The organism is Luteolibacter flavescens (assembly GCF_025950085.1).
Classification (GTDB): domain Bacteria; phylum Verrucomicrobiota; class Verrucomicrobiia; order Verrucomicrobiales; family Akkermansiaceae; genus Haloferula; species Haloferula flavescens.
Window position 1 is genome coordinate 15,111 of record NZ_JAPDDS010000001.1, and the last position, 23,755, is coordinate 38,865.

A 23,755-nucleotide genomic window follows, 5' to 3' on the forward strand; every position below is an offset into this window, starting at 1 on the left:
GCAGGCGGGCGGGACGCAGCGGACGAACTGCGCACGCTGCGCCGGGAACTCGCCCGCACAAAGATGGAGAACGACATTAATAAAAAGCCGCGGTCACTTGTTGAGTCTGAGTTTACATTAAGCTCTGAAGATCACGAAAATTCGGTTTTTTCCAACCTCACCTTCAACGTCCGCCAGTTCGGCAAGAGCACCGACAATTGCCTGAAGAACGCTTTGTCGTGCGCCGGATGCTTGAGGTGGCAGATCTCGTGAACGATCACGTAGTCGATGCAAGGACCCGGAGTGTGGATGAGCTCGGGATTCAGCGCGATTCTCCCGTCCGCGCTCGCGCTGCCCCAGCGCTTCGGCATCTGGCGGAGCTGAAGCCTGGGTTCAGGCAGGCGTCGCTTGCGGCACCAGTCCGCCCACGATGCGACGCGCTTCTGAAATTGTTCCTTCGCACGGACGCGGAACCAGCTCTTCAAGGCCGCCTCCACTTCGGCAGCCTCGGCGTTCGGCGTGGCGATTTGGAAGAAGCCGCCCTTCAAAATTACGCTCGTGGATTCGCCCATGGTCACCTTCAGCCGGTACTGCCGGCCGAGGTAGCGATGCGTTGCGCCCGAAACGTAGCGTCGGGGCGGCGGGGCGATGTTCATCTCGCGAAAGGCGCGGCGCTGGGTGGCGATCCAGCGGGAACGCTTCTCAACCTTCGCGAGGATCGCGTCCTCCGCGGCGTCCTCCGGGGCGGCGAGTTCCAGCGAGCCATCGGGCAGCACGCTGATCGCCAGCGTCCGTCGCCGGCTGCGCCTGAGAACGGCGGGGCCTGCCGGCGTTTCGAGTGTCTGGATTTCAGACATCGTCGGATCGATGGATGGCGATGGTAATGACCGCCTCGATGATGGCGTCCATCTGCTCGTAGCTCATCGGGATGCCCTTTTCCTTCTGCAGTCGGAAGAGGAAATCATCCAGGTCGTTCCGCATCCGGTTCTGAGCGTCCACGTTTTCGCGCCAGCGCACCACGGCGTGCTTGCGGATGATGTCCTCCATGTCGCAGGCCGCGCCGGCGAGCACTTGCTCGATGGGATCCGGTGGCGCCGGCCGGGAGACACGGTATTCAACCGGATCCTCGCGCAAGACGGAGGACGACGGCGAATCCGCGCGGGCACCCGGGTTCATCTTCTCCTTCAGCGCGCCGAAGAGGGCGCGGGACAGGTCCCGCTCCTTGAGGATGTCCGGGGCTTCCTGGGACTTGCCGTCGCGGATCTGCTCCATGATCTCGGTCACGCGCTTCAGGTATTCGGCATCGGTGATTCGCTGCGCCTTGTAGTCGTCGATCGCCTGCTGGAGCAGCGCGGAGAACTTCCGGTAGAAGAAGGGATCCTCGTCCATCTTCTCGGTGATCGTCTTCTTGGTCCGGTTGGCGATCGTGTCGGCCTTCGCCCGCGGGCTCTGCGCCCGGTCGACTTCCGCCTGGAAGGCTTCCCGCTCGAAGATGTTCACCGGCTCCACGATTTGGAGGATCTCGTCCGCCTGGACGTAGGTGTTCAGCATCTTCTGGATCTGCTTCTCGTAGTCGCGGTAGTCGATCTCCTCGGCGTAGCGCAGCTTCACGCTGGCCCGCAGCTTCTGGAAAAAGGCGGCATCCTGCTTGTAGCGCTCCACCTTGTCCCGCGGCGTGTCGGAGATCCAGCGGATGCTGGAAAGCGCCATCTTCAGCACGCGGGAGAAACGCGAGAGCCGGGTGTAGAAATCGTCGCGGACGTCCTTCGCCTCCAAGGCCAGCTCGAAGGCTTCCTCGTCCTTCTTGTTCGGAACCGCCTTGAAGAGATCCCACACGAGGTCGTGATAGCCGGGCAGCTTCTTCAGCTCCTCCGTGAGGTCGGTGAGGGTACCCTCCAGATCCTCGGCATCGAACTTCCCGTCCAGGCTGCCGTAAAGCTCCAGCGCGTCGTGGAGCTGGGTGACCACGCCGTAGTAGTCGATGATGTAGCCGTAGTCCTTGCCCGGATGGAGGCGGTTCACGCGGGCGATCGCCTGCAGCAGGTTGTGCTCCTTCAGACCGCGGGCAATGTAGAGGACCACGTTGCGCGGTGCGTCGAAGCCGGTCAGCAGCTTGTCCACCACGATCAGGATCTCCGGCTCCTCGCCCTTCTTGAAGGCGTCGATAATGCGGCGGTTGTATTCTTTCTCGCTGCCATACTTGGCCATCATCGCCTTCCAGAACAGCTCCACGCTCTCGTCCTGCTCCGGCTGCCGGTGCTCCTCCGGGTTCTCTATCTCGCCGAGGCCGGAAATGATCACCTCGCTGGTGACCTTGCCGAATTGGTCGAGGAAGCTCTTCAGAAGCAGCGCCTCCTTCTTGCCCGGCGCGGTGAGCTGGCCCTTGAAGCCGGTGCCCGACCACTGCTTGGAAAAGTGCTGCGAGACATCCCAGGCGATCAGGTAAAGCCGGCTGTGCAGGCGGTTCAGTTCGTCGCGGGCGGCGAACTTCCGCTTCAGGTCCGCTTTCTGTTCCTTGGTCAGGCCCTCGCACATGGCTTCGAACATCGGGTCGATCGCCTTGCGATTCACCTCCTGCATCACGTGGCGGCCCTCGTAGAGCAGCGGCACCACCGCCTCGTCTTCCACTGCGTCGCGGATCGTGTAGGCGGGATCGATGAAGCCGCCGAATTTCTTCGCCGTGCTCTTCTCCTCCTTCATCAGCGGCGTGCCGGTGAAGCCGATGTAGCAGGACTTCGGCAGCGCCTTTTGCATCAGGATGTTCGCCTCGCCGTAGTGGCTGCGGTGGCTTTCATCCACCAGCACGAAGAGGTTCTCGTCCTCGATCGTGAAGCTCTTCGACTCCTTCGCCGCGGCGCCGAATTTCTGGATCAGGGTGGTGATCACTCCGGCCCGGTCGTCCTTCAGGAGCTGGATCAGGTGGGCGCCGGTCTTCGCCTGCTGCGGTTCCTTGCCGCATTGGTGAAAGGTCTTCCAGATCTGCTCGTCCAGGTCGATGCGGTCGGTCACGATCACCACCCGCGCGTTCGGGATGCCCTTCTCCAGCGCTAGCGCCTTGCCGAGCAGCACCATGGCCAATGACTTGCCGGAGCCCTGCGTCTGCCAGATCACGCCGCCCTTGCGGCGGCCCAGCGGATCCCGCTGGCGCACGCGCTCCAGCGTGCTGCGGATCGCGAAATACTGCTGGTAGCGGGCGATCTTCTTCACCGCGCCGCCCTCGTCGTAGATGATGAACTGGCGGGCCAGCTCGATCAGCCGCTCCGGCCGGCACAGCGACCACAACAGGAGATCCTGACCGGTCGGCTCGCGGCCGTGCATCGCCTGCTCCTCGATCTCCTCCTTGGCGAAGGCGAAGAGGCCCTTGAAGAGCTTCGCGTGCTCGTCCGGCCGCAAGGGCAGGTTCACCGCGGAGCGGACCGAGTCGCGGACCTCGTGCATCTCCCGCCACTTCGCCCAGAACTTCAGCGGCGTGCCGGTGGTCGCGTAGCTGCCGTCGTTCTTGTTCAGCGCGATGAGAAGCTGGCTGTGGATGAAAAGCTGCGGGATCTCGTCCTCCTGCTGGTTACGCAGGTTCTGCTTCACCGCTTCCTCCAGCGAATGCTTCACGTCCGGCCGCTTGCACTCGATCACCACGAAGGGGATGCCATTGACGAAGCACACGATGTCCGGCCGCCGCGTCTCGTGGCTGCCGGTTCGCTCCACATCATACTCCGCGGTGACATGAAAGGTGTTGTTCCACGGGTTCTCCCAATCGATGTAGCGCAGGGTGAAGCCCTTGGTCTCGCCATCGATCGTCTGGTCCAGGCTCTTGCCCAGCGTCAACAGGTCGTAGACCTTCTCGCTGGTGCGGACCAGGCCCTCGAAGGGGAGATCGCGCAGCGCCTCGATTGCCTTGGCGATGTTCTCCTGGCTGAAAGGTACCTCTTTGCCCTTGAAGGAAACCCGGTTCAGTCGCTGGAGCTGGCGGGCCAAGGTGTCTTCCAGCAGCACCCGGCCGAGTCGGCCGCGACGTTCGACCGCGACTTCTTCCGGGCTCAGATAGCCGTAGCCGAGCTGTTGGAGAAGACGCAGCGCCGGGATTTGGCTGATAGGAGCTTCTTTGAAGTCGGGGGTCATTGGTGAGGATGCCACCTCCCTTCTTCGTTGTAGTTGATGGAGCCAGCTCTGCCGCAGGCGTTCCAAACTTGATCGAACAAAGGACGAAGGAGAATGTCGGCGGGTTGATCGGGCGTTTCGATGAGAACCTCTTCGGTAAGGAGGTGGTCGCGATTGATCGCCGCATGATCATAGTGAACGGAGTGCGACGGTGAGACATACATCCAGAATCCTCGGACATTGAGGAGACTCAGGCTCAATGAATACGGCAGGGGAATGCCAATTGAGGCCAAAGCTTCCAGGTAACCGGGCAACGCCTCCATAAGCTTCTGCTCCCACGCGATGGAAGGAATGATCTTTGGCTTCGGGCTACCTTCTTTCCATTGTCGCGGTTCCAGCAACTGGGTTTCGACGACCTCGATAAACCCCTTCCTGAACAATTGGACGTAGGACGTCGTTTTGCCTTCGTGATTCGAGGCTTTCACCACGAGCCCGTCAAAATTGAACGCCGGCCCCCAACCCGAACAGTTCATTGGCTTGAGGCGAAAGTTCTGATCTGCCTTGCGAAGCTCCTCCGTATGGAGACGTCCTTCCCTCCGGAATCCATCGAGGGGAAGGATATGGAGCGCAAGCATGTGGGATCCGGCTAACTCGACTGGAGCTTCACCGCTTGCCAGGCGGTTGATCCGATCCAAACGGAATGCCCTGAGGCGTTCGGCATAGGTTTCTCCAGCATTGAACGCCAGTCGGAGCTCATGAACATCCAGGTCATACTTGCCATTCGAGTTTCGACCGCAGAATCGACTGATCCCGCTGTGCTTCACCATGTGGGGTGCCGAAAAGCTCCGGGGGATTCGAATGATCAACACATGCTTGCCCGAGATAAGGGGTACCGACCTCACCCGTGTGCCCACGATGCGAGGTTGCACGAAGTCCCTAAGCAAGTTCTCAACTTTTCCGGCTGCGTCGTCAGGATTAAGATTATTCAGTCCAACAAGCTCACCAGCCACGCCATCGGCTTCAGAGATTCCGAAAATCAGATCTCCGCCGTCGGTATTGGCGAACGCCGTCAGGTCGCTAAGAAACTCCCTCTTCTGTTCATCGGTTGCGAACTGAAGGGTCTGCTTATACTCGATGTTTTTGCTTTCCGGAATGCGATCCTCGACGAGGCGTTGCAGATCGCTTTCGGAAACTGCATCTAGGGAAAGGTGAATGAGGGACATGGCGCGGTCGGAGATCAGGGGGGCGATTTCGTGCTGGGCTAGTCGGTCGAAATTCCGTTCCACGGCAGGCTGAGTGCATGGAAGTAGGGCTGGAAGCTGTCTCGCACGATGTCGCTCACGATCCCCAGAAACGGTTCGCGGTTCCCGCGCACGTGATCCTCATCCAAGGACCGGTAATACTCCAAGCGCCGCTCCACCGGCAGCACGGCGGCGGGATAGCCGGCCTTCATCAGTTCCAGGTTCATCAGCAACCGCGAGGTGCGGCCATTGCCATCGACGAAGGGATGGATCTTCACGAAGTCACTGTGAACGCGCGCGGCGCGCTCGACCGGGTGAAGGCTGCCCGCCTCGTCGCGATACCACGTGATGAAGCGTTCCATCAGCTCCGGAACCACGAGCTGGTCCGGCGGCAAATGCTCGGCACCGGAAATGCGGACGTTCACCGTCCGGTAGCGGCCGGCGTTGTCGTCATTGATGCCTTTCAGGATGAGCTGGTGCAGCGACTTGATCGTCCACTCGCTCAGCGGCTCGTTCTTCGCGATCCCTTCTTCCAACAGCAAAATGGCGTCGCGGTGATTCACGGCTTCCAAGTGCTCCCGCAAGGTATGGCCGCCGATGGTGATGCCCTCCAGCGCCACCTTCGTCTCGCGCAAGGTCAGCGTGTTGCCCTCGATCGCGTTCGAGTGGTAGGTCCAGCGGACGATCAGGTCTTCCCGCAGGTTGGCAACGATCGCCGGGGCAAGCGGGCGATGCTGGTCGAGAGCTGCTTTGAGTCGGTCAATGGTAGTGAAAGCGTCCATGAGATTGGGGGATCACGTGATCAAATACTCGTCGGCAATCGCTTTGAGCCAGATCTCTCCGTCGACTTCGCGGTTGTTCCGGTCGACCGCCACCGGGGCGATCCGGCCACGATTGGCTTCGGAGAGCCTCAGCTTCTCCAAGAGCTCCGACTTGATCTGATCCTTGGTCTGGCCGTTGGCGGGACGAACCCAGAAAAGGGTCTTGCCATGCTCCTCGACGAGCTTCCGGAACAAGCCGTTGATGTGGCTGTCATCCGTGTTGAAACCGAAGCCAACGACCGCCAGGGCGTCGCATTGCGTGAACTGGTCGAAAAGTTCCACATACCGCCGCGACATGCTCACGGACGTCAGCGGCTTCAGTCCGCTTTGAGTGAGAATGAAGGGGACATGGAGTTGGTCGGCCGGAACTTCCTCAGGTGTATCCGCATTGACGACATCGTTGGTATAGGGGTTGTAGTAGTCGGTGACACCGCCATTGAGGTAAAACGTCTCAGGAAGCTCGAAGCCGAGGTCGCCGGCAAACCGTTCCAGAAGGCTGTTGTAATTGGAGGTCCCGATGGCCCCTAGCTCAATGTCCAGATCGTTTGCCTTCGCGAGGTCGTGGTAATAGCCCTCGCCCGGGAGAGCATCGTCCGCCGGCATTTGCGAGACGATGTAGGTCCTGGCGAGACGCATGAAGATCACCATCTTGGTAAACTTCGCCCACTCCGTTTTCGGGGCGAACAGGTAGCGGAAGTGATTATCGATCAGGGCTTGGTAGTCCAGGATCCCGTCGAACAGGGCTTCGAGAACTCCCCTCGCGAGCGCGCATAGCATGTCGACCAATGTCGGATTCTCGATCGCATTGAAATCAGTGCGCTCGGTGATGAGCAAGTCGATGGCATCGAGCCCCCCCTTGCTCATCTCCACGCGGAAGAGGCCGGCTACGTCGTCAAAGATGGGAAGATCGTCGGGAGCTTCGCTGAAGATCTCTTGATTGAGGCGGCTGATGAGGTCGTGGCCGCATGAACCCACGAGCAGCTGGAGGAATGAAACGGCAAAGCGCTTGAGGAGGGTTGCCTCCGGGTGGGCGCGGAGCACGTCAAGCAATGCCGAGTAGTAGCGGGAGCCGAAGATCTGCCCATGCTCGCCAAGCATCGCATTGAGGCGGATGACCTGGCTGTAGACCTCGGTGCCGAGTTCTTTGCCGAATTCGGCACGGTAGGCGGTCTTAAGTGCTGCCTCATCGAATTGGAGCCTCGCAAATTGGGCTTCGGCGAGCGTGTCGAAATCACCCAAACGCTGGATCAGTCGGTGCTTTTTGTTTTCGATCGACGACTCGATGAGGCTGCTGAACTCCGATTTTCCAAAGGCGTGGAGGTTCTTGGACCAGAATTTATCGGGCAGCCATTTCGTTGCGTATGCAGTGAACCGGTTGATCCGCTGCAGCTCCTCACGAAGCTTTTGCTTCTCCTCGGTGGGATCGAGTCGGAAGAGTTCGATCGCGAACTTGCCGCCGGAGGGGAGTCCGTAGGCTATCTCGGCGCCAGCGCCAAAAAAGAGTCCAAGTTTCATTCAGCTTCAGGGGTTACGCGGATCTTACCGGTGAGAAGCCGCTGCATCAGCCCTCGCTTTTGCTGGTCGAGGGCGTCGCGTTGGCGGCGGAGGAGGGCGAGTTCTTGGTCGGCGGTGTCGAGAAGGGAGCCGATCTGTTCCTGCTCTTCAAATGACGGAACTTTGAGTTCGATGTTCAGGAAGGCGGTTTTGCTAAGGACGCGATTTCGTCCAGCGCCGCCCGGCGAAGCGAGGCCGCAGTCGAACACGAAGCGCTTGCTGCGGATGTAGTGGCGGAAGAATGAGCGGGACGCTAGGCCGTCCTTGAAGAGGAACGTGGGAAAGCGATGGGAAACAAGGGCTCCGTCGGCTACATCCGGAACGATTGCGGCTGCTCCTTCCCAAGCAAAGGTGATGTTGACGACGAGGTCGCCAGCCTTGAGTTCAAAAAGCTCGTCGAGGGCAATCCCTTCCGGCTTGAAGTCCGGTTTGAGGAATACGCCCTTGCCGTGGCTCCGAATGCCTGCCGCCAGAAAGCTGCCGGTTGGCTTGGGGACAGTCCTACTAATTGGAGTTAAGAGATCGCCCAAGGTGGCGACTTTCCATTTTCCATTCGCCCCCTTCACCCGCTTCTTGCCGGTGAGAAGCTGCTGCATGAGCGCCTGTTTGCGGCGGTCCTTGGCGGCGATGAGGGCGTCGAGCCTTTCGAGGGCCTCGTCCCAGGTGCTGAGGATGTCGGCGATCTTGCGCTGCTCAGTGAGGGGCGGAGTGAGCGCAACGAGTCTCAAGAAGGAGCCTTTTTGGATCTTCTTCATGCTCTGGCTCGTGCCGGACGCAATGGATTGAAGTAAACGCCGGCAGTCGTCGGAGCCGATGACGTAGGCGAGCCAGCGCATGGACACCGAATCACGGTCCTTGGGACGAAGAAGCCAAAGCGTGTCGGGAAGGAACGACAGGGGGAAATCGTCTCCGACATAGGCAGATGCTCCGACGAGGGCTGGGGTGTTGCTCCGGCTAATTAGGATCGTGTCGCTTTCTGCGTGGACGATCAGTCGTCTGGCTTCGCCATTCGCCGGGGTCTTCAAATCGTGGGGATTGAAGCGACCGCCGGTGACACAACTGAGGCGGAGGACGCCAGGCAGGGTAGGCTGGGGAGGCCTCTCATCAGCAAGCACACTGACGCCGCTTACCGGTTGGCAGAGGATTTGCCCCAGGTGCTTTTCAGACCAATCCGCGGGCTTTCTCATACCCCCAGCTCCTCCAAGTATCCCTGCATCTTCGCCCGCACTTCGGCGAGCTCGGCTTCCAGGGTGGTGATTTCCCGCTTCACCGCGTCGAGGTCGATCTCGGCTTCCTCCTCGAACGTATCGACGTAGCGCGGGATGTTGAGATTGAAGGCGTTGTCGGCGAGTTCCTGCGAGGTGGCGCGGTAGGCGTATTTCTCGACCGTCTGGAAGGCGCGGTAAGTGGCGTCGATTTTGGTGAGGTGCTCGTCGGTGAGGACGTTCTGGTTCTTGGCATCCTTGAACTCGCGGGAGGCGTCGATGAAGAGGACGTCGCCGTGGGTCTTGCCCTTGTTGAAGAGCAGGATGGCGGCGGGGATGCCGGTGCCGAAGAAGAGATTCGCCGGCAGGCCGATGACGGCTTCGAGCAGGTTCTCTTTAATCAGCGCCTCGCGGATGCGGCCCTCCGCCGCGCCGCGGAACAGCACGCCGTGGGGAACCACGACGCCGACCCGACCGCTGCCCTCGCGGGCGGTTTCGATCATGTGGGTGATAAAGGCCCAGTCGCCCTTCGACTTCGGCGGCCGGCCGCGGTGGAAGCGGTGGAAGGGATCAGCCTCCGCTTCGTCGTGGCCCCACTTGTCGAGCGAGAAGGGGGGATTGGCGACGACGATGTCGAACTTCATCAGCTGGTGGTCGCCATCGAAGAGCCGCGGATTCCGCAGGGTATCTCCCCACTCGATGCGGAAGTTGTCCATGCCGTGGAGGAACATGTTCATGCGGCAGAGCGCATGGGTGGTGCCGTTCATTTCCTGGCCGTAGAGGGCGAAGTCCCGCTCGTCCGCTTGGCGGCCGACCTTGATGAGCAGCGAGCCGGAGCCGCAGGTGGGATCGCAGATAGTGTCGCCCTTCTTTGGTGCCAGCAGCAGGGCGAGGAGCTTCGAGACCTGGCCGGGCGTATAGAACTCGCCGGCCTTTTTCCCGGCATCCGAGGCGAAGCGCTCCAGCAGGTACTCGTAGACATTTCCGATCACGTCCTCCTCGCCGACGATGGACGGGCGGAGGTCGAGCTTCGGCGAGGCGAAGTCTTCCAACAGGAGCTTGAGCCGGGCATTCCGGTCGCGGGTCTGGCCGAGCTTGGATTCGGAATTGAAATCGACCTCGCGAAAGACGCCTTCGAGTTTCGCCTTGTTCGCCTCCTCGATGCCGGCGAGGGCGACATTCATCCGCTCGCCGATGTCGGTCCCGGTGCGCAGGGCGTGAATGCTGTAGAAGTCGCAGCCGTCCGGGAGCTGGAAGCGCTCGCGCGCCATGCGGCGGGCGACGCGGACTTCGTCGCCATCGTACTCGCGCAGGTAGGCATCGCGGTGGTCGCGCCAGACGTCGGTGATGTATTTCCAGAACAGCATCACGAGGATGTAGTTCCGGTAGTTCTCGGCATCGACGACGCCGCGGAAGGTATCGCAGGCGCGCCAGGCGACGTCGTTGATTTCGGACTGGTTGATCTTGGACATGGAAGGTGGGGTCAGGGGCGGTGGGCCCGGTTGATCAAGGTTTCTTCAAGGTGGAGGTGGCGAAGCACGGCAAGCCGGGATTCCAGGTCGCAGGCGTGATGGTGGAGGCGATCCGTCTCGACGATGGCATGCTGGATTTCCCAGGAGGGAAGTGGCACCTGGAACGCCTCCATCGCGCCTTTCTGGAGCGTGAGGACATTGGAGCCGCGGCGATGAAGGTCGAAGTAGTCGGTGGCATCTCGGGTTCGAAGGAGCCATGCGACATAGGCGGGCATGACTTTCCGAGAAGACGGGCGGATGATGAAGAACTGCGCGCCCACGAAGCATGGGGAATCGCTTCCTTCGAATAGGGACGCTGTGGTTCTCGCCCCGCGGTTCGGGAAAAGGATGTCGTCGGGACGGAGGACGACGGAGCTGCTGATCGCTTCCCGGGGGGAAACGCGGGTGAAATCCTGAGTGAGGAAGCCTCCGCGATCGTCGAGGTCGCTGATCTGGATGAGGCGGAAAGACCCCGCGGGGTCGGGACGGGTGGCGTCCCGGCCTCGCAGGGTGGCTCCCATGCGAACGCTCGCGAGTTCGGCTAACGTGTGGTTCGACATGGGAGATCCGGGCTTAAGGGCACTCCGGGAGGCTGAGCAGATTGTTCGGCTGCTCCCCGTCGTTTTCCGTCTTCAGGTACTTCCGTCCGCGCGCGCTGACGGCGACGATCACCCGGACCTTCTTGCCAGCTTCAAACGTGTAGAAGCTCCACTTGCCGGACTCGATCCCGGCGATGGCAGCATCGACGTCGAGTTTCCAGCGGGTGCGGTCGGCATTGAGGCCGCCGATGTTCTTGATGCGCTCATCCGCCGCGTGGCGGTCCGTCTTGTTGATGCAGGATACCTGCACTTCAGTAGCCATGGTCTTATTTCAGTGGTCCCCGCCCGTCCGCACGGCGGGGAATTTCCTTGAACCGGACCATCAGGAGAGTAGGCGTTTGGTTCTCTAGGCCGCGCTTCATCTCAGGATGTGCCGGACGAATGGGCCCGAAGAGCACCTGCTCTTCGGGCTTTTTTCGGCGGACGCGGCAATTCATATCGTGGGCGTTGGATGGTGGCAATGGGGAAATTTGGAATTTTGAATCATACATGATAATCGTGATTTTGCGGCTGTAGGGGATTCGCCGGAGCGGCGAATCTGCATCGCACCCAAAGGGCCTGCGATTTGAGCGGCTACCTTTCGAAGCTGCGAGCGTTGCTGAAGTCGTCTTGCCCGCCGTCAGAACCGGGCGGGACGGAGCGGTTTCCCCCGATAATTTCAAGAGTGCCTGTCAAACCATGACGTTAGCCCAGCAGTTACAGACTTCCGTCCCGAAGCCCCCTGCTCCAAGGTGGCCCGGTGAGTAGCGATGGTGTTCCTGTGGTGCCACATGACGATGGCGTTTTCGAATTTCAGAAGAAATTGGAGCATTCGCCGGTCGGTATCGCGGAGTTCGCTCAAGACGTAATCAGCGCTTTTCGTATCAAGGAACAAGAGAGGGTGCGTAAACTTAAGAAGCCGATCACCACGCCCCGCGGTATCCCGCTCGAGGTCGTCATGGAAGACATGAGGAAGCGTGCCGGTACCATCTCTCATGCTTCGACCCAACTCCATCACTTCGACACCAAGTATGAGCACCAGAACACAAAGCGTCTCGATGCGTTCGTCATGCATGCCGAACCCGTATACTCGAGCTTGGCTGTGGCCTCGAAGCACCATGAAAGCTACTGCTGGAAAGTAGCACTGCTAAATGCCTTTCGCGTTCTGGACCTCATGGGAGAATCCAACGTTGAGTTTCCCTTTGATTGGATCCACTTGGATGTTCGTCCATCGGATTCGAATTTTGCCGGACTGCTGTCGTCAGCTTCATTCCAGATGGGCTTCTATTACGCGAAAGCCCAGGCAATGAGGAATGCGACTGTCATGCTCCTGGGAAGGCAAATGTCGAATGGCCGGAAGGGTCATCAAACGCCGATGGGGCAGATCATACATGGCGCCTGTGAAGAGATTTTGATCCGGGGTGAGAGCCTGATCCAGAAGAACATTTCTAGGAGGGTCATGCAGATCTTGGAAGAGCAAGGTAAGGGATCCACCCAAAATGCCCGCTATGAGATCTGGGTTGGTGACCAAGTGGAGGTCGTTAATTCCAAGAAGCTCGGGAAGTTCATCCGCGATTTTCGCGACAAGCTTCTTTAAAATCATGCCCACCATTGCGATGGTGGGTACGACTGCCGGTAGCGTTCTCGGGAAAAATGTCCTTCAAAATGGCGCGTTGCACATTCGCGCCACATGAAGACAGCCCTCGAAATCGAAACCATTCCCGTAGCCGAGCTCGTTTCCCACGAGCAGAATCCCCGTAAGCACAGCAAGAAGCAGGTCCGCCAGATTGCCGACAGCATCCGGACCTTCGGGTTCAAGGTGCCCGTGCTCGTGGACGCCAACAACCGCCTCATTTGCGGTCACGGGCGAGTAGCTGCCTGCAAGCTTCTCGGCATCGAGTCGGTGCCGGCGATTCGGGCAGGCGATTTGGACGACGCGAAGATCCGTGCCTACATGATTGCCGACAACCGGCTCACCGAGAACGCCGAGTGGGACGACATCCTTCTCGCCGAGAACTTCAAGGTTCTCTCCGAGCTCGATCTGGACTTCGAGCTTGAGGTGACCGGCTTCGACTACGGGGACATTGAGAGTCTCATCTCAGCGGAAGAGGGGAAATCGACAGAAGAGCCCCCGGTTCCGTCGCCAGACTCGGTGCCCGCGGTCGCCCGACCCGGGGATATCTGGCTACTCGGCGAGCATCGTGTTTTGTGCGGCGATAGTCTGGACCGGGCTTCCTATCGGAAGTTGTTCCCCGGCAAGGCCAGGGCCTCGATCGTTTTCACGGATCCTCCCTACAATCTTCCCGCCAAAGACATCGGGAAGACCTGCGAAGCGAGTCACGGTGATTTTGCCATGGGATCGGGCGAGATGAGTTCCGCCGAGTTCCAGGCATTCCTTGAAACCGTCTTCGACCACCTTGGCTCTTTCTCCAGGAGCGGATCCATCCACTACATTTGCATGGATTGGCGCCATGCTCCCGAACTGCTTGCTGCGGGGAAGGCATCCTACTCCGAATTGAAGAATCTTTGCGTCTGGACCAAGAGCACAGGCGGGATGGGAACCTTTTACCGCAGCCAGCATGAACTGGTCTTCGTTTTCAAGAGCGGCACTGGCAAGCACCAGAACCACTTCGAATTGGGGCAGCACGGTCGCCACCGGACCAATGTATGGAGCTATCCGTCGGTGATGCACTTGAAGGGTACGGATGGCGACAAGGGTGGGAAGGAGGCCCTCAGCCTCCATCCAACCATCAAGCCTGTGGCAATGATAGAGGATGCCCTCAAGGATTGCTCGAAGCGCGGCGAGGTTGTCCTGGATCCCTTCCTGGGTAGCGGCAGCACGCTCATCGCTGCGGAGAAGACCGGCCGGGTCTGCCATGGCATCGAGCTTTCGCCCCGGTACGTCGATGTTGCCATCACCCGTTGGCAGCAGTGGACCGGTAAGGATGCGGTCCATTCCGAGACCGGCGTAACCTACGCGGAAACCCAACTCCTCTGATCTTATGAAGAGCACATTTCCGGACGATGATGACGACAACGAGGTGGGTTATCGCAAGCCGCCCAAGGGTTCCCGGTTCAAGAAGGGCCAGTCAGGCAATCCCTTGGGGAGACCGAAGAAGAAGAGAACCAATGCCGAGCTACTCAACGACCTGCTCGAAGAAAAAATCAAGGTCGGTGACAAGATCATGACCAAGCGCCAGGCTCTGTACCTCTCGCTCGTGAATGATGCGATCAAGGGGAAGGCCAGTGCCCGGAACACGGTGCTCGCGCTGGTCAATGACGAGGAGGTGGAGCTGGAAGAGTTTGAGGAAACCCTCGACGACAAGATCGCCTTTTTTGAGGTCCAGCGTCTCATGTCAAAGCGAGAGAAGGAGGACAAATGACCGAATCTCAGTTTCTCTATCGAATGCGGTTCAGAAGCTTCGTCGACTTCGCATTTCGCGAGCTTCATCCGGATGAGTCGTTCGTGAGGAACTGGCACATCGACCTGATGACCGAGATGCTCCAGATGATGCATCTGGAGCGAGGCCACGATCTTCGGCGGGTGATTTTCAATCTGCCTCCCGGTTATCTGAAAACCCACATTTGCTCGGTTTCGTTCCCCGCCTGGCTCCTTGGTCGTGATCCGAGGAAGTCAGTCCTGATTCTATCGGAAGATCCTGAGCCCGCCTTCGAGATCCAGGAGCGCTGTGCTGAACTCATCGGTAGCCAACGCTTCCGATCCGTCTTTCCCCGGGCGCGTATCAAGAAGGCATCCCGCTCGCTGGAACTGGACTATGGCGGCTGGATCCGGCACGCCGGCATCGGTTACTCATCCCGTCACACGAAGAGCGACATCGTGATCATCGACAACCCGCAGAGCTTGCACAGCCTGGACCGTATCAAGCCTGAACACTTTGCCGAGATTGGCAGGTTGCTGAAACAGCCCAAGGAGGGGCTCATCGTAATGAACACCCGTCGGATCGCCGCCACCGACCTCAGCTGGTTCTTTCACGTGAAGCTCAACGGTTGGGGGAGGGTTTCGATTCCTGCCGTCGCTCTGGAAGACGAGACCTGGAGTATTCCGCCCGACATTAACCACGTTCAAAAGAAGGGGGATCTCCTCTGTTTTTCGTTGGAGGGATGGGAAGACATACAAGGTCACTTGGCGGCGATGGGAGGCGAGGCATTCAGCTATCAGTATCTCCAAGGGCAATATTCACCGCCAACGAGTGGCGAGATCGAGTTGCCGGATCGCGACGGGATGAGCTGGAGAGCGATCGGCAATTTCGATCCGACCTGGTCTACCCAAAGGCATCTGGAGAAGCTCCGCGTTCTGGAGACGGAGCGGCGCAAGGCTCTTTACGAGGGCAGTGGGGATGGACCTTTTGATACCAGCTCATTTGTTTGAGATGGCTCTCAGAGGGAGCGAAATCTCTCAGTATGACTTGATCTGCCTGTAACGTGGAGCGTGTGTCGCCGGGACATGCAATCCATTGAGGATCTGGAAAAAATGACCAAGGACGAGCTGCTTGACCGGTGGCAGAAGCTCCCGGGTAGGCAGCCTCCTCCGGGGCGGATCGACCGATTGCTTCGCGAACTTGCCTATCGCTTGCAGGAGGAGGAGTTCGGACGACTCGACAAGAATACGACCGTCTCACTGCGCCGCCACATGGCTGAGTTCGGAAAGTCGCTTCGCTCCCCGCAACCGGCTTCCGCCGGGATCAAAACCCCGGCGAAAGTGGTTCTGGAAGCAGGGTCGGTGCTCACTCGCGAATGGGACGGCAAACGCATCACCGTTCAAATCGCCGGCCCGCGACAGTTCGTGTGGGAAGGTAAGGCCTTCAAATCCCTGAGTGCGCTCGCCCGCAAGATCACCGGCCAGCATTTGTCAGGACCATTGTTTTTCGGACTGAAGGAGGAATGCCATGGCTGAGAAGGTCAAGCGATGCGCGATTTACACGCGGAAGAGCACCGAGGATGGACTCGAACAGGAATACAATTCCCTCGATGCCCAGCGGGATGCCGCCACCGCCTTCATCCGCTCCCAGAAGCATGAGGGCTGGAAACCCATCAAGGAAACCTATGACGACGGGGGAATTTCGGGAGGGCACATGGATCGACCGGGACTCCAGCGATTGTTGGCTGACATTCGCGGGAGGAAGATTGACGTTGTCGTGGTCTACAAGGTTGACCGCCTCTCGCGATCCCTGGCCGACTTCGCCCAGCTCATGAAGCTGTTCGACTTGCATGACGTGTCCTTCGTGTCGGTCACCCAACAGTTCAATACCTCCAGCAGCATGGGCCGGCTCACGCTCAACGTGCTGCTTTCCTTCGCCCAATTCGAACGAGAGGTCACCGGCGAGCGCATCCGCGACAAAATCGCTCTCTCCAAGCAGAAGGGCATGTGGATGGGAGGGATTCCGCCACTTGGATATGACGTCCGTGAGCGGAAGCTCCTCATCAATCCGACGGAAGCTGAAACCGTTAGAACCTGCTTCCAAACCTACCTCGAAAAGTCCGGCCTCATTGAATCGGTTCTGGAACTCAACCAGCTGAACCTGACGACGAAGGCATTCACAAGTTTGAAGGGACGGGTCCAGCTGCCACGGCCATGGGTAGCAAAGGAACTCCACCGGTTGCTCACCAATCCGATCTATCGCGGGCTGATCCGGCACAAAGGCAACGAGTATCCGGGCGAGCACGAAGCCATCATCGCCTCCGATGTTTGGAACTCGGTTCAATCCAAGCTTCGCCAGCAGCAGTCAGACTTCCGCAGGACTGCCGGTCATCTCAACGAAACTGCCATTGCCAAGACCCGCCTGGTCCATCCCCTCAAGGGCTTCCTCTTTGGCATCGATGGACAGGCACTTACTCCGACCTACACCAACAAGAGCGAGAAAGCCGCCAACGGAACCAAAACGCGAAAGCGCTATCGCTACTACGTTTCCCAGCAGGCGATCCGCCAAGGATACGGCACCTCACCACTCAAAACCATCAGCGCTCCCTTGCTGGAGGATGCGGTGCGCCGGATGCTCATCCACGCCTTGTCCGATCTTGCTGGATTCTCTTCGTCCGAAAAATTGTCAACGGATGAGGTCCGTCATCGCCTCGGCATGCACGCCAGACACCTCGCCCGGCTCGACACTCCGGTTGAATTAGGAACGTGGCTCTCGAATGCTACCCCGAGGATCGTGGTTGTGACTGACATGGTGGCGATCCACATCCCTCAAGATCGTCTGACAATGCTGGCGGAATCGCTCCCGGAGGGGGGCGCGGAATCGGATTCTCTCCTAGACGGAATCCCTGCCGCGGTGACCTGTGAGAACGGTCAGGTGATCTTGACGGCAACGATCTCCTTCAAATCGCGGCGCGGCCGGTCGGAGATCATCGACGGACGAACCGGCGAGGAGATTGGCGTGCGCCACACCGCCCCGAATCGGGCACTGATCCAAACCATCGCCCAAGCAGAATTCTGGAGATCGGAACTCGCTCTGCATCCGGAAAAGACCCTTCAGGAAATCACTGAGGGATACGGGGTGAAGCCGACCTATATTAGACGACTCCTCAACGCCGCTTATCTTGCTCCGGCAATCAAGAAGTCGATTTTCCAAGGAACCCAGCCCGCTCGGCTTCAGGTGCAGGACCTGTTGACGCAACGCTCGCTCGACTGGAGAACACAAATGCTCGACCTGGGGTTCGACGATTCGGTGGCAGCCTGACCGATCGGACCGTCGAAAACCCTCTCGGAGTTCCTCGAATCCGGAAAGTGAACCACGGCCTGAATCGATTTGAGAGATTGCGTCTGGGATTTAGGAAAGAGGAGTACAAAGCGGCGCCCCTCCCGATTAGAGAGGGGCGGAATCCCGCGGAACCAAGGGAAATTCCCCGGTGAAAGTGAACCTTCCGGTTCATCTCTCAGAAAGTGGCGGACCGGGAGGGATTCGAACCCTCGGTACCCTTGTGAGGTACGCACCTTTAGCAAAGGTGTGCTTTCGACCACTCAGCCACCGATCCTGACTTGCGTCGCGCGGGAGGTTGAACACACGCGCGGGAAGTCGTCAACCATCCCGAAGCAGAAATCTCACAGTTCTTGCCGAAGCTTGAAACGGGCGGGGGAGTCGTGGCGCTATTTCCCCATGAGAGCGCTCTTGCTGGTGGCCCTTGCCGGGCTTTCGTCGTGTTCCCTTTTCAAGGATGAGGACAAGCCGGAGGTCTCGGAGACGAAGCCGAGCCTGGTGGGTCGGATCGCCTCGGTGCCAGAGGGGGGAGATTTCGTGTTGATCGAGTCCTACGGCACGTGGCGGGTGCCGGATGGCGGCATGCTCACCGGGATCGGCACGGAGGGGCGCGCATCGAACCTTTTGGCCACCGGGGAGAAGCTCGGGCAGTTTTCTGCGGCGGACATTCGTTCAGGGGTGGCGAAAGTTGGGGATTCAGTATATTTTCGTCCGATTAAAGATGACAAGCCCCCCGGAGAGTTCGTAGAAACACCCAGTGCGAGCCAAGCGCCGCCAGCGACGGAACCAAAAACAACCACCGGCGATATCCCGGCAAAACCATGAATTTCAAAATGATTCGCCTGCATCCCGAGTGTTAGGCGGTGAATTTGAAATTTGGTCTTGCTTACAGTCCGGTGACCTTGTTAGGTTCTTCTCCGCAAAGGCTGTGCTCCCTTACATGTCCCGAAAGATGAATACTACAACCAGCCATGAAACTGAGCACCTCGGGCGCCCCCGGCGCCTCTCTGCATGCCGATGCCGATCGCCTCGCTGACTTCGTCCTGTTCACGCAGCGCAGCTGCATCCTGAACCTGTCCAACGAACTCAACAAAGGCAACGTGTCGTTCCCCCAGTTCTTCCTCCTGACCTACCTTTCCAGCGAAGAGTATCTGACGATGTCGGATATCGCGAAGAAGATGGGTCACTCGACCGCCGCGGCCACGGGCCTCGTCGATCGTTTGGAAAAGCTCGGGTACGTCGAGCGCGTTCACGCCGCGGAAGACCGCCGCAAGATCATGGTCCGCATCACCACCAAGGGTGTGGATCTGGTCGGAAAAATGCGGAAGGAAATCGCCGCGGACCTCGCAAACATCCTCTCTGAAATGGACGAGGATCAGGCCGAGGCCGTCGAGCACACGAAGCGTGCCATTCGGGCGCGCGCTATCGCGTGAGCGACGAGTCCGCTGGCGCCCCCATAGGCGGATCGATCGCGCCCCCGTCACGATTTGTGCCCGTGACGGGGGCGCTCTCTTTTCCAATGTCATTCCTGAATCCTCTCAACCGGCTGCCCGGTATCCGGGCCGGCTGGATCGGTCGTTTGGACGGCGTCGAGGCGACGACCGATCGCGACGAAACCCTTTCCAACCTGCGGCCGCTCCATGAGGAGATCGTCCGCCGCGACTTTGGCAGCGACCGGTGGTGGCGCGCCGAGCAGGTGCATGGCAGCGGCGTGGCCGTGGTGCCGGGAGAGGCGACGAAGATGGCCGGTGACGGCCTGCCCGTGGTCCCGGACGTCGATGGCCTCGTCACGGCGGCACCCGGCGAGGTGCTGGGCATTTACGTGGCCGACTGCGGTGCCATCTGGCTCGCGGATCGCAGGACGGGAGCCATCGGGCTGCTGCATTCCGGGAAAAAGGGGACCGAGCTGAATATCCTCGGCCGGGCGATTACCCTGATGGGCGAGAAGTATGGCACCGAGCCCGCCGATCTCGTGGTGGTGCTGGGCCCGTGCATCCGGCCTCCGCATTACGAAATCGATTTCGCCGCCGAGATCGCCCGCCAGGCAAAGGCCGCCGGGGTGGGGGAATTTCACGACGAGGGTGACGATACCGCCTGCGACCTGACGCGGCACTACAGCTACCGCATCGAAAAAGGCTGCACGGGCCGGATGCTTGCGCTCATGGTCCGCGAGGAAACCGCATGAGCACCCTGACCGTCGAAGCGCCCGCCAAGCTGAACCTGACCCTGCGCGTCCTGCGCAAGCGGGAGGACGGCTTCCATGAGATCGACTCGTGGATGGTGCGGCTGCCGGGTCTCCACGACACGCTGACCTTTGCCACCGCGGAGGCCGACTCCTTCACCTGCAATGACCCGGGTGTCCCGTCCGATGACTCGAATCTGGTGCTGAAGGCACTCGCCGCGTATCGCGCCGAGACCGGCTTCGCACAGCCCCTGGCGATTCATTTGGAAAAGCGCGTCCCGCACGGGGCCGGGCTCGGCGGCGGCAGCAGCGATGCCGCAGCGACCCTCGCGGCGCTGGACCGGCTCCACGACCAGCCGCTCGGAACGGATCGCCTCATGGAAATCGCGGCGACCTTTGGCTCGGACATCCCGTTTTTCCTCGGCACGCCCTCGGCCCGCTCAACCGGGCGGGGGGAGGTCATCGTGGCCGCGGACGTGCCGCCGCCCTTGCCGGTGCTACTGCTGAAGCCGTCCTTCGGAGTCGCGACGCCGGACGCCTATTGCAATTGCCTCGGTGCGGAGGCGCTGGCAGGAGTCCGCCACGAAGCGCAGGTTTTTCCGTGGGGCGAGCTGGTCAATGATCTCGAGAAGCCGGTCTTCCGGAAGCACCTCTTCCTCGCCGAGATGAAGACCTGGCTGCTGGCCCGGCCGGAGGTGGCGGGCGCCCTCATGAGCGGCTCCGGATCTACCATGTTTGCCGTACTTCGCGACCCGGCGATGGCCGGTGCCGTGATCGCTACCGCCCGCGCCGAGCTCGACCCCACGCTGTGGGCATGGAGCGGGACGGTGTGCGGGTGAGGGCGGGGCATCCTTCCGATCACCGCAGACGGTGACCGGAAGAAGTGAAGGCAGGGCCCGCCGCTACCTCACGCGTGGTGCAGCAGGATGGAATTCGCCGCGAAGTGATCGGACAGGATGTCCGAGACGATCACCAGCGGGGTACCCGGGCGCACCAGATCCGCGGCGCGGAGCATCTCCACGGCACGGTGGATGGTCTCGTCGATGGTGGCGGCGAAGGGGAGCTTGAAGGCTTCCACATTCCGAGTCGCCGCGAGCTGGCGGCAGACCCGGTCCTTTGGCGTGAAGGCGTAGAAGCCATTCGTGCGCGGGCGGAGCATGGCCGTGTGATTTGCCATCACACCGCGGCGGGTCAGCACGATCAAGCGGGCGTCGGGCAGGGAATCCACCAGAGTCACCGCGGCGCGTGCTGCCTTCTGGCGTTCGTCGCGCAGCAGCACGCACTGGCCGTAGCCGAGGCCGCCGGTGCGCTCGATGCGCATGCTGATTTTCACCAGCGCCTCCACGCAGCGCAGCGGGTGCAGGCCCACGCTGGTCTCGCCGGAGAGCATCAGGCAGTCGGCCTCCTCGTAGGCGGCATTTGCCACGTCTGTCACCTCGGCGCGGGTCGGCGTCGGGTTCTGGATCATCGACTCGAGCAACTGCGTCGCGACGATGACCCGCTTGCCAAGCTCGTGGCAGCGTTTCACCAGGCGGCGCTGCAGAATGGGCAGCTCCTCGAATTCCACCTCCACGCCCAGGTCACCGCGGGCGACCATGATCACGTCGGTCGCCTGGATGATGGCGTCGATGTTTCGGATGGCCTCCTGGTCCTCGATCTTGGAAACGATCTGCGCCCCGCCTTCCAAGGCCTCCACGGCTTCGCGGAGTTCCCGCACGTGGGCGGCATCGCGGACAAAGGAGCCGGCGATGTAGTCGGCGTCGCATTCCACGGCGAGGGCGAGGTCCCCGCGGTCCTTTTCCGTCAGGGCAGGGAGATTCAGGCGGGTGCCGGGGAGATTGATGTGGCGGCGCGAGCCGAGTTTGCCCGCGGTCTTGCACTCGCAGATGATGCGGTCGTCCTTCTTGGTCTTGATCTCCATCAGCATCGTGCCGTTGTCCACGACGAGCGTGCGGCCTTCGGCCACGTCGGCCATCAGGCCGCCGTAGTTCACGGTGGTGGAGAGTTCGATGGACGGCTCGGAGTCGCTTTTGCGGAACTCGACCAGATCGCCGATCTTCAGCTCGTAGGGCTTCTCCAGATCGCCGGTGCGGATGGAGGGGCCGGTCAGGTCGAAGAGGACGGCGATGTGGGCGGAGCGATCCGCGGCGGCCTTTCGCACCCGGCGAGCCATCTCGCGGGCCCACTCGTGCTTGGCGTGGCTCATATTGAGCCGGAAGACGTTGGTGCCGAGGTCGATCAGTTGGCCGATGGTTTCCTCGGACTCCGTCGCCGGGCCGAGGGTGATGATGATCTTGGTTCTGCGAGACATGGTCCGGGGCGAGCCTGAGAGCGGGGGAGGCGAGAGTCCAGCGGTGAAGCGTGCATCTTCCGTGCCGGTTTCGTGGCAGACCCGTGGGAATATCCGGCGGCACGGCGATCCCGGCCGAGCTGCGGAGGGGGCCCGGCGTTTCCCTCGACGGTAGATTTTCGCGACACCCGCAGTGCCGCAGCTTGACCCCCGCCCGGCGCATTCGTACCTCTCCGCGCATGGAACCGCTGTACGAGGGAAAGGCAAAGCGTCTCTGGGCCACCGAAAACCCGGACGTGCTGCGCATGGAGTTCAAGAATGACGCCACCGCCTTCAACGGCGAGAAGAAGGCGCAATTCGAGGACAAGGGCCGCCTGAACAACGCCATCAGCACCCTCATCTACGGCTTTCTGGAAAAAGAAGGCGTTCCCACCCACTTCGTCCGGCAGATCGACGAGACGAATGTGGAAGTCCGCAAGGTGGACATCCTCATGGTGGAGGTCATCATCCGGAATCTCGCCGCAGGGAGCTTCACGAAGCGCACCGGCGTGGCCGAGGGTACGGAGTTTTCCCAGCCGATCATCGAGTTTTGCATCAAGAGCGACGAACTCGGCGACCCGCTGGTGAATGACGACTACATCCGCGAGCTGAAGCTGGCCACGCCCGAGGAACTCGCCTTCCTCCGAGCCTCGGCGCTGAAGGTGAATGACATTCTTGGCAAGTTTTTCGCCGAGTGCGGCCTGAAGCTTGTCGATTTCAAGCTCGAGTTCGGCCGTCTCTCGACCGATCCCGGCACCGTGGTGCTGGCCGACGAGATCAGCCCGGATGGCTGCCGCCTCTGGGACCTGAAGACCGGCGAGAAGATGGACAAGGATCGCTTCCGCCGCGACCTCGGTGGCGTCATGGAGGCTTACGCCGAAGTGCTGGAGCGTGTGAAAGCGGCCACTGCGGGCTGAGGTAGCCCGCCAATTTTCTCCACACGATGTCTACCCTCTTCGTGATCGGTCAGACTTGCCATGTTGGACATGAAATCGCATGAATTTTGGGGAGAGATCGTCTTGATGAGGTCATTGGGCCTGCCGCTAACACGACGTGGAGGGATGGGGCGTAGTAACCAAGGTGATTTTAGTATTTCAGATGTAAGTAAAGCTCTCGAATTGCCAAGCGTTGTTTCGCGATAAATTGGTGATTTCCCTTGCAGTGAAAATAATTTATCTAATTGGATTTTCTCTGTTTGTGGCGATTGCCATGCTGGTGTTTTTTCCGATGTCTGATCTGAGTGGGCATGGGGTCACTGCTGTGGAGGCTAGGGCCATCCGGAAGGAGTTGGTGTCTTGCGGATTTTACTACCATGATTGGAAATTTGTGCGTCTTCTCAAGGGCTCTAAAGTCACCGGTATTGACCTTAAGGTGTTGGAGGGCAGAGGTGTGGGGGTGAGATCTATATTTGTCAGGGTGTCTGAAAATGGTGGTTCAAGTGTTGATTATGTTTTCCGTCCGGAGACTCAGGAGTGGAAGAGGCTCGGGTGGAGTATTGATTGAATAGAAACGACGTTTTGGATTAATAGATGGTATTTATC

22 protein-coding genes and 1 tRNA gene are annotated in these 23,755 nt (G+C 60.1%); 12 read left to right on the plus strand and 11 right to left on the minus strand.

All coding sequences use genetic code 11. The features are described from left to right. Positions 1-131: 131 nt before the first annotated feature. The 9 genes from OKA04_RS00040 to OKA04_RS00080 all read right to left on the minus strand — a co-directional run bounded on the left by OKA04_RS00040 (position 132) and on the right by OKA04_RS00080 (position 11,267). Positions 132-836 (minus strand): M48 family metallopeptidase, encoded by a 705-nt coding sequence (locus tag OKA04_RS00040; RefSeq protein WP_264499061.1) that lies wholly within the window; start codon positions 834-836, stop codon positions 132-134. Then, complete coding sequence (locus OKA04_RS00045) at positions 829-4,095, minus strand: type I restriction endonuclease subunit R (protein WP_264499062.1); 3,267 nt, start codon at positions 4,093-4,095, stop codon at positions 829-831. The genes OKA04_RS00040 and OKA04_RS00045 overlap by 8 nt, the downstream gene beginning before the upstream one ends. After that, positions 4,092-5,297, minus strand: a complete 1,206-nt coding sequence (locus OKA04_RS00050; RefSeq protein WP_264499063.1) for an AlbA family DNA-binding domain-containing protein — start codon at positions 5,295-5,297, stop codon at positions 4,092-4,094. The genes OKA04_RS00045 and OKA04_RS00050 overlap by 4 nt, the downstream gene beginning before the upstream one ends. A gap of 38 nt (positions 5,298-5,335) precedes the next feature. Further along, the gene (locus tag OKA04_RS00055) at positions 5,336-6,097 is read right to left on the minus strand and encodes a Fic family protein (protein WP_264499064.1); all 762 of its coding nucleotides are present in this window, start codon (positions 6,095-6,097) and stop codon (positions 5,336-5,338) included. Positions 6,098-6,109: 12 nt separating this feature from the next. Beyond that, positions 6,110-7,651 (minus strand): hypothetical protein, encoded by a 1,542-nt coding sequence (locus OKA04_RS00060; protein WP_264499065.1) that lies wholly within the window; start codon positions 7,649-7,651, stop codon positions 6,110-6,112. Beyond that, the gene (locus OKA04_RS00065; RefSeq protein ID WP_264499066.1) at positions 7,648-8,715 is read right to left on the minus strand and encodes a restriction endonuclease subunit S; all 1,068 of its coding nucleotides are present in this window, start codon (positions 8,713-8,715) and stop codon (positions 7,648-7,650) included. The genes OKA04_RS00060 and OKA04_RS00065 overlap by 4 nt, the downstream gene beginning before the upstream one ends. Before the next feature lie 158 nt (positions 8,716-8,873). Further along, a complete protein-coding gene (locus tag OKA04_RS00070) occupies positions 8,874-10,367 on the minus strand; it encodes a type I restriction-modification system subunit M (protein ID WP_264499067.1) in 1,494 nt (497 codons plus the stop codon). 11 nt (positions 10,368-10,378) lie between these two features. Next, complete coding sequence (locus OKA04_RS00075) at positions 10,379-10,966, minus strand: restriction endonuclease subunit S (RefSeq protein ID WP_264499068.1); 588 nt, start codon at positions 10,964-10,966, stop codon at positions 10,379-10,381. A gap of 13 nt (positions 10,967-10,979) precedes the next feature. Then, positions 10,980-11,267 (minus strand): DUF3892 domain-containing protein, encoded by a 288-nt coding sequence (locus tag OKA04_RS00080; protein ID WP_264499069.1) that lies wholly within the window; start codon positions 11,265-11,267, stop codon positions 10,980-10,982. Between the two features lie 501 nt (positions 11,268-11,768). Here OKA04_RS00080 and OKA04_RS00085 point away from each other — a divergent pair. The 6 genes from OKA04_RS00085 (at position 11,769) to OKA04_RS00110 (ending at position 17,685) form a co-directional block, all read left to right on the plus strand. Then, the gene (locus tag OKA04_RS00085) at positions 11,769-12,581 is read left to right on the plus strand and encodes a hypothetical protein (protein ID WP_264499070.1); all 813 of its coding nucleotides are present in this window, start codon (positions 11,769-11,771) and stop codon (positions 12,579-12,581) included. A 93-nt stretch (positions 12,582-12,674) separates the two neighbouring features. Beyond that, the gene (locus tag OKA04_RS00090; protein WP_264499071.1) at positions 12,675-13,982 is read left to right on the plus strand and encodes a site-specific DNA-methyltransferase; all 1,308 of its coding nucleotides are present in this window, start codon (positions 12,675-12,677) and stop codon (positions 13,980-13,982) included. Between the two features lie 4 nt (positions 13,983-13,986). Beyond that, positions 13,987-14,367, plus strand: coding sequence for a DUF5681 domain-containing protein (locus tag OKA04_RS00095; RefSeq protein WP_264499072.1), 381 nt, complete (start codon positions 13,987-13,989; stop codon positions 14,365-14,367). Then, positions 14,364-15,374, plus strand: coding sequence for a hypothetical protein (locus tag OKA04_RS00100; protein WP_264499073.1), 1,011 nt, complete (start codon positions 14,364-14,366; stop codon positions 15,372-15,374). Before OKA04_RS00095 ends, OKA04_RS00100 begins: the two co-directional genes overlap by 4 nt. Before the next feature lie 75 nt (positions 15,375-15,449). Further along, positions 15,450-15,899, plus strand: coding sequence for a DUF2924 domain-containing protein (locus OKA04_RS00105; RefSeq protein WP_264499074.1), 450 nt, complete (start codon positions 15,450-15,452; stop codon positions 15,897-15,899). Next, positions 15,892-17,685 carry a recombinase family protein gene (locus OKA04_RS00110; RefSeq protein WP_264499075.1) on the plus strand — a complete coding sequence of 598 codons (1,794 nt, stop codon included), beginning with the start codon at positions 15,892-15,894 and terminating at the stop codon, positions 17,683-17,685. The genes OKA04_RS00105 and OKA04_RS00110 overlap by 8 nt, the downstream gene beginning before the upstream one ends. Before the next feature lie 204 nt (positions 17,686-17,889). Here OKA04_RS00110 and OKA04_RS00115 read toward each other — a convergent pair. Continuing rightward, a tRNA-Ser gene (locus OKA04_RS00115) sits at positions 17,890-17,980 on the minus strand. A gap of 122 nt (positions 17,981-18,102) precedes the next feature. On the opposite strand from OKA04_RS00115, the gene OKA04_RS00120 reads away from it, so the two are divergent. From OKA04_RS00120 to ispE, 4 genes are all read left to right on the plus strand, one after another. Beyond that, a complete protein-coding gene (locus OKA04_RS00120; RefSeq protein ID WP_264499076.1) occupies positions 18,103-18,528 on the plus strand; it encodes a hypothetical protein in 426 nt (141 codons plus the stop codon). Positions 18,529-18,674: 146 nt separating this feature from the next. Next, complete coding sequence (locus tag OKA04_RS00125; protein WP_264485903.1) at positions 18,675-19,136, plus strand: MarR family winged helix-turn-helix transcriptional regulator; 462 nt, start codon at positions 18,675-18,677, stop codon at positions 19,134-19,136. 86 nt (positions 19,137-19,222) lie between these two features. Continuing rightward, positions 19,223-19,888 carry a purine nucleoside phosphorylase YfiH/LACC1 family protein gene (locus OKA04_RS00130; RefSeq protein ID WP_264499077.1) on the plus strand — a complete coding sequence of 222 codons (666 nt, stop codon included), beginning with the start codon at positions 19,223-19,225 and terminating at the stop codon, positions 19,886-19,888. Further along, entirely contained in the window at positions 19,885-20,724 is an 840-nt protein-coding gene (gene ispE, locus OKA04_RS00135) for a 4-(cytidine 5'-diphospho)-2-C-methyl-D-erythritol kinase (RefSeq protein ID WP_264499078.1), read from the plus strand. The genes OKA04_RS00130 and ispE overlap by 4 nt, the downstream gene beginning before the upstream one ends. 68 nt (positions 20,725-20,792) lie before the next feature. On the opposite strand, the gene pyk is transcribed toward ispE, so the two are convergent. Further along, the gene (gene pyk / locus OKA04_RS00140) at positions 20,793-22,196 is read right to left on the minus strand and encodes a pyruvate kinase (protein ID WP_264499079.1); all 1,404 of its coding nucleotides are present in this window, start codon (positions 22,194-22,196) and stop codon (positions 20,793-20,795) included. Between the two features lie 218 nt (positions 22,197-22,414). Here pyk and purC point away from each other — a divergent pair, with 218 nt between their 5' ends. Both purC and OKA04_RS00150 read left to right on the plus strand, forming a co-directional pair. Continuing rightward, the gene (purC, locus tag OKA04_RS00145) at positions 22,415-23,131 is read left to right on the plus strand and encodes a phosphoribosylaminoimidazolesuccinocarboxamide synthase (RefSeq protein ID WP_264499080.1); all 717 of its coding nucleotides are present in this window, start codon (positions 22,415-22,417) and stop codon (positions 23,129-23,131) included. A 229-nt stretch (positions 23,132-23,360) separates the two neighbouring features. Then, positions 23,361-23,717 (plus strand): hypothetical protein, encoded by a 357-nt coding sequence (locus OKA04_RS00150; RefSeq protein ID WP_264499081.1) that lies wholly within the window; start codon positions 23,361-23,363, stop codon positions 23,715-23,717. Positions 23,718-23,755 lie beyond the last annotated feature (38 nt).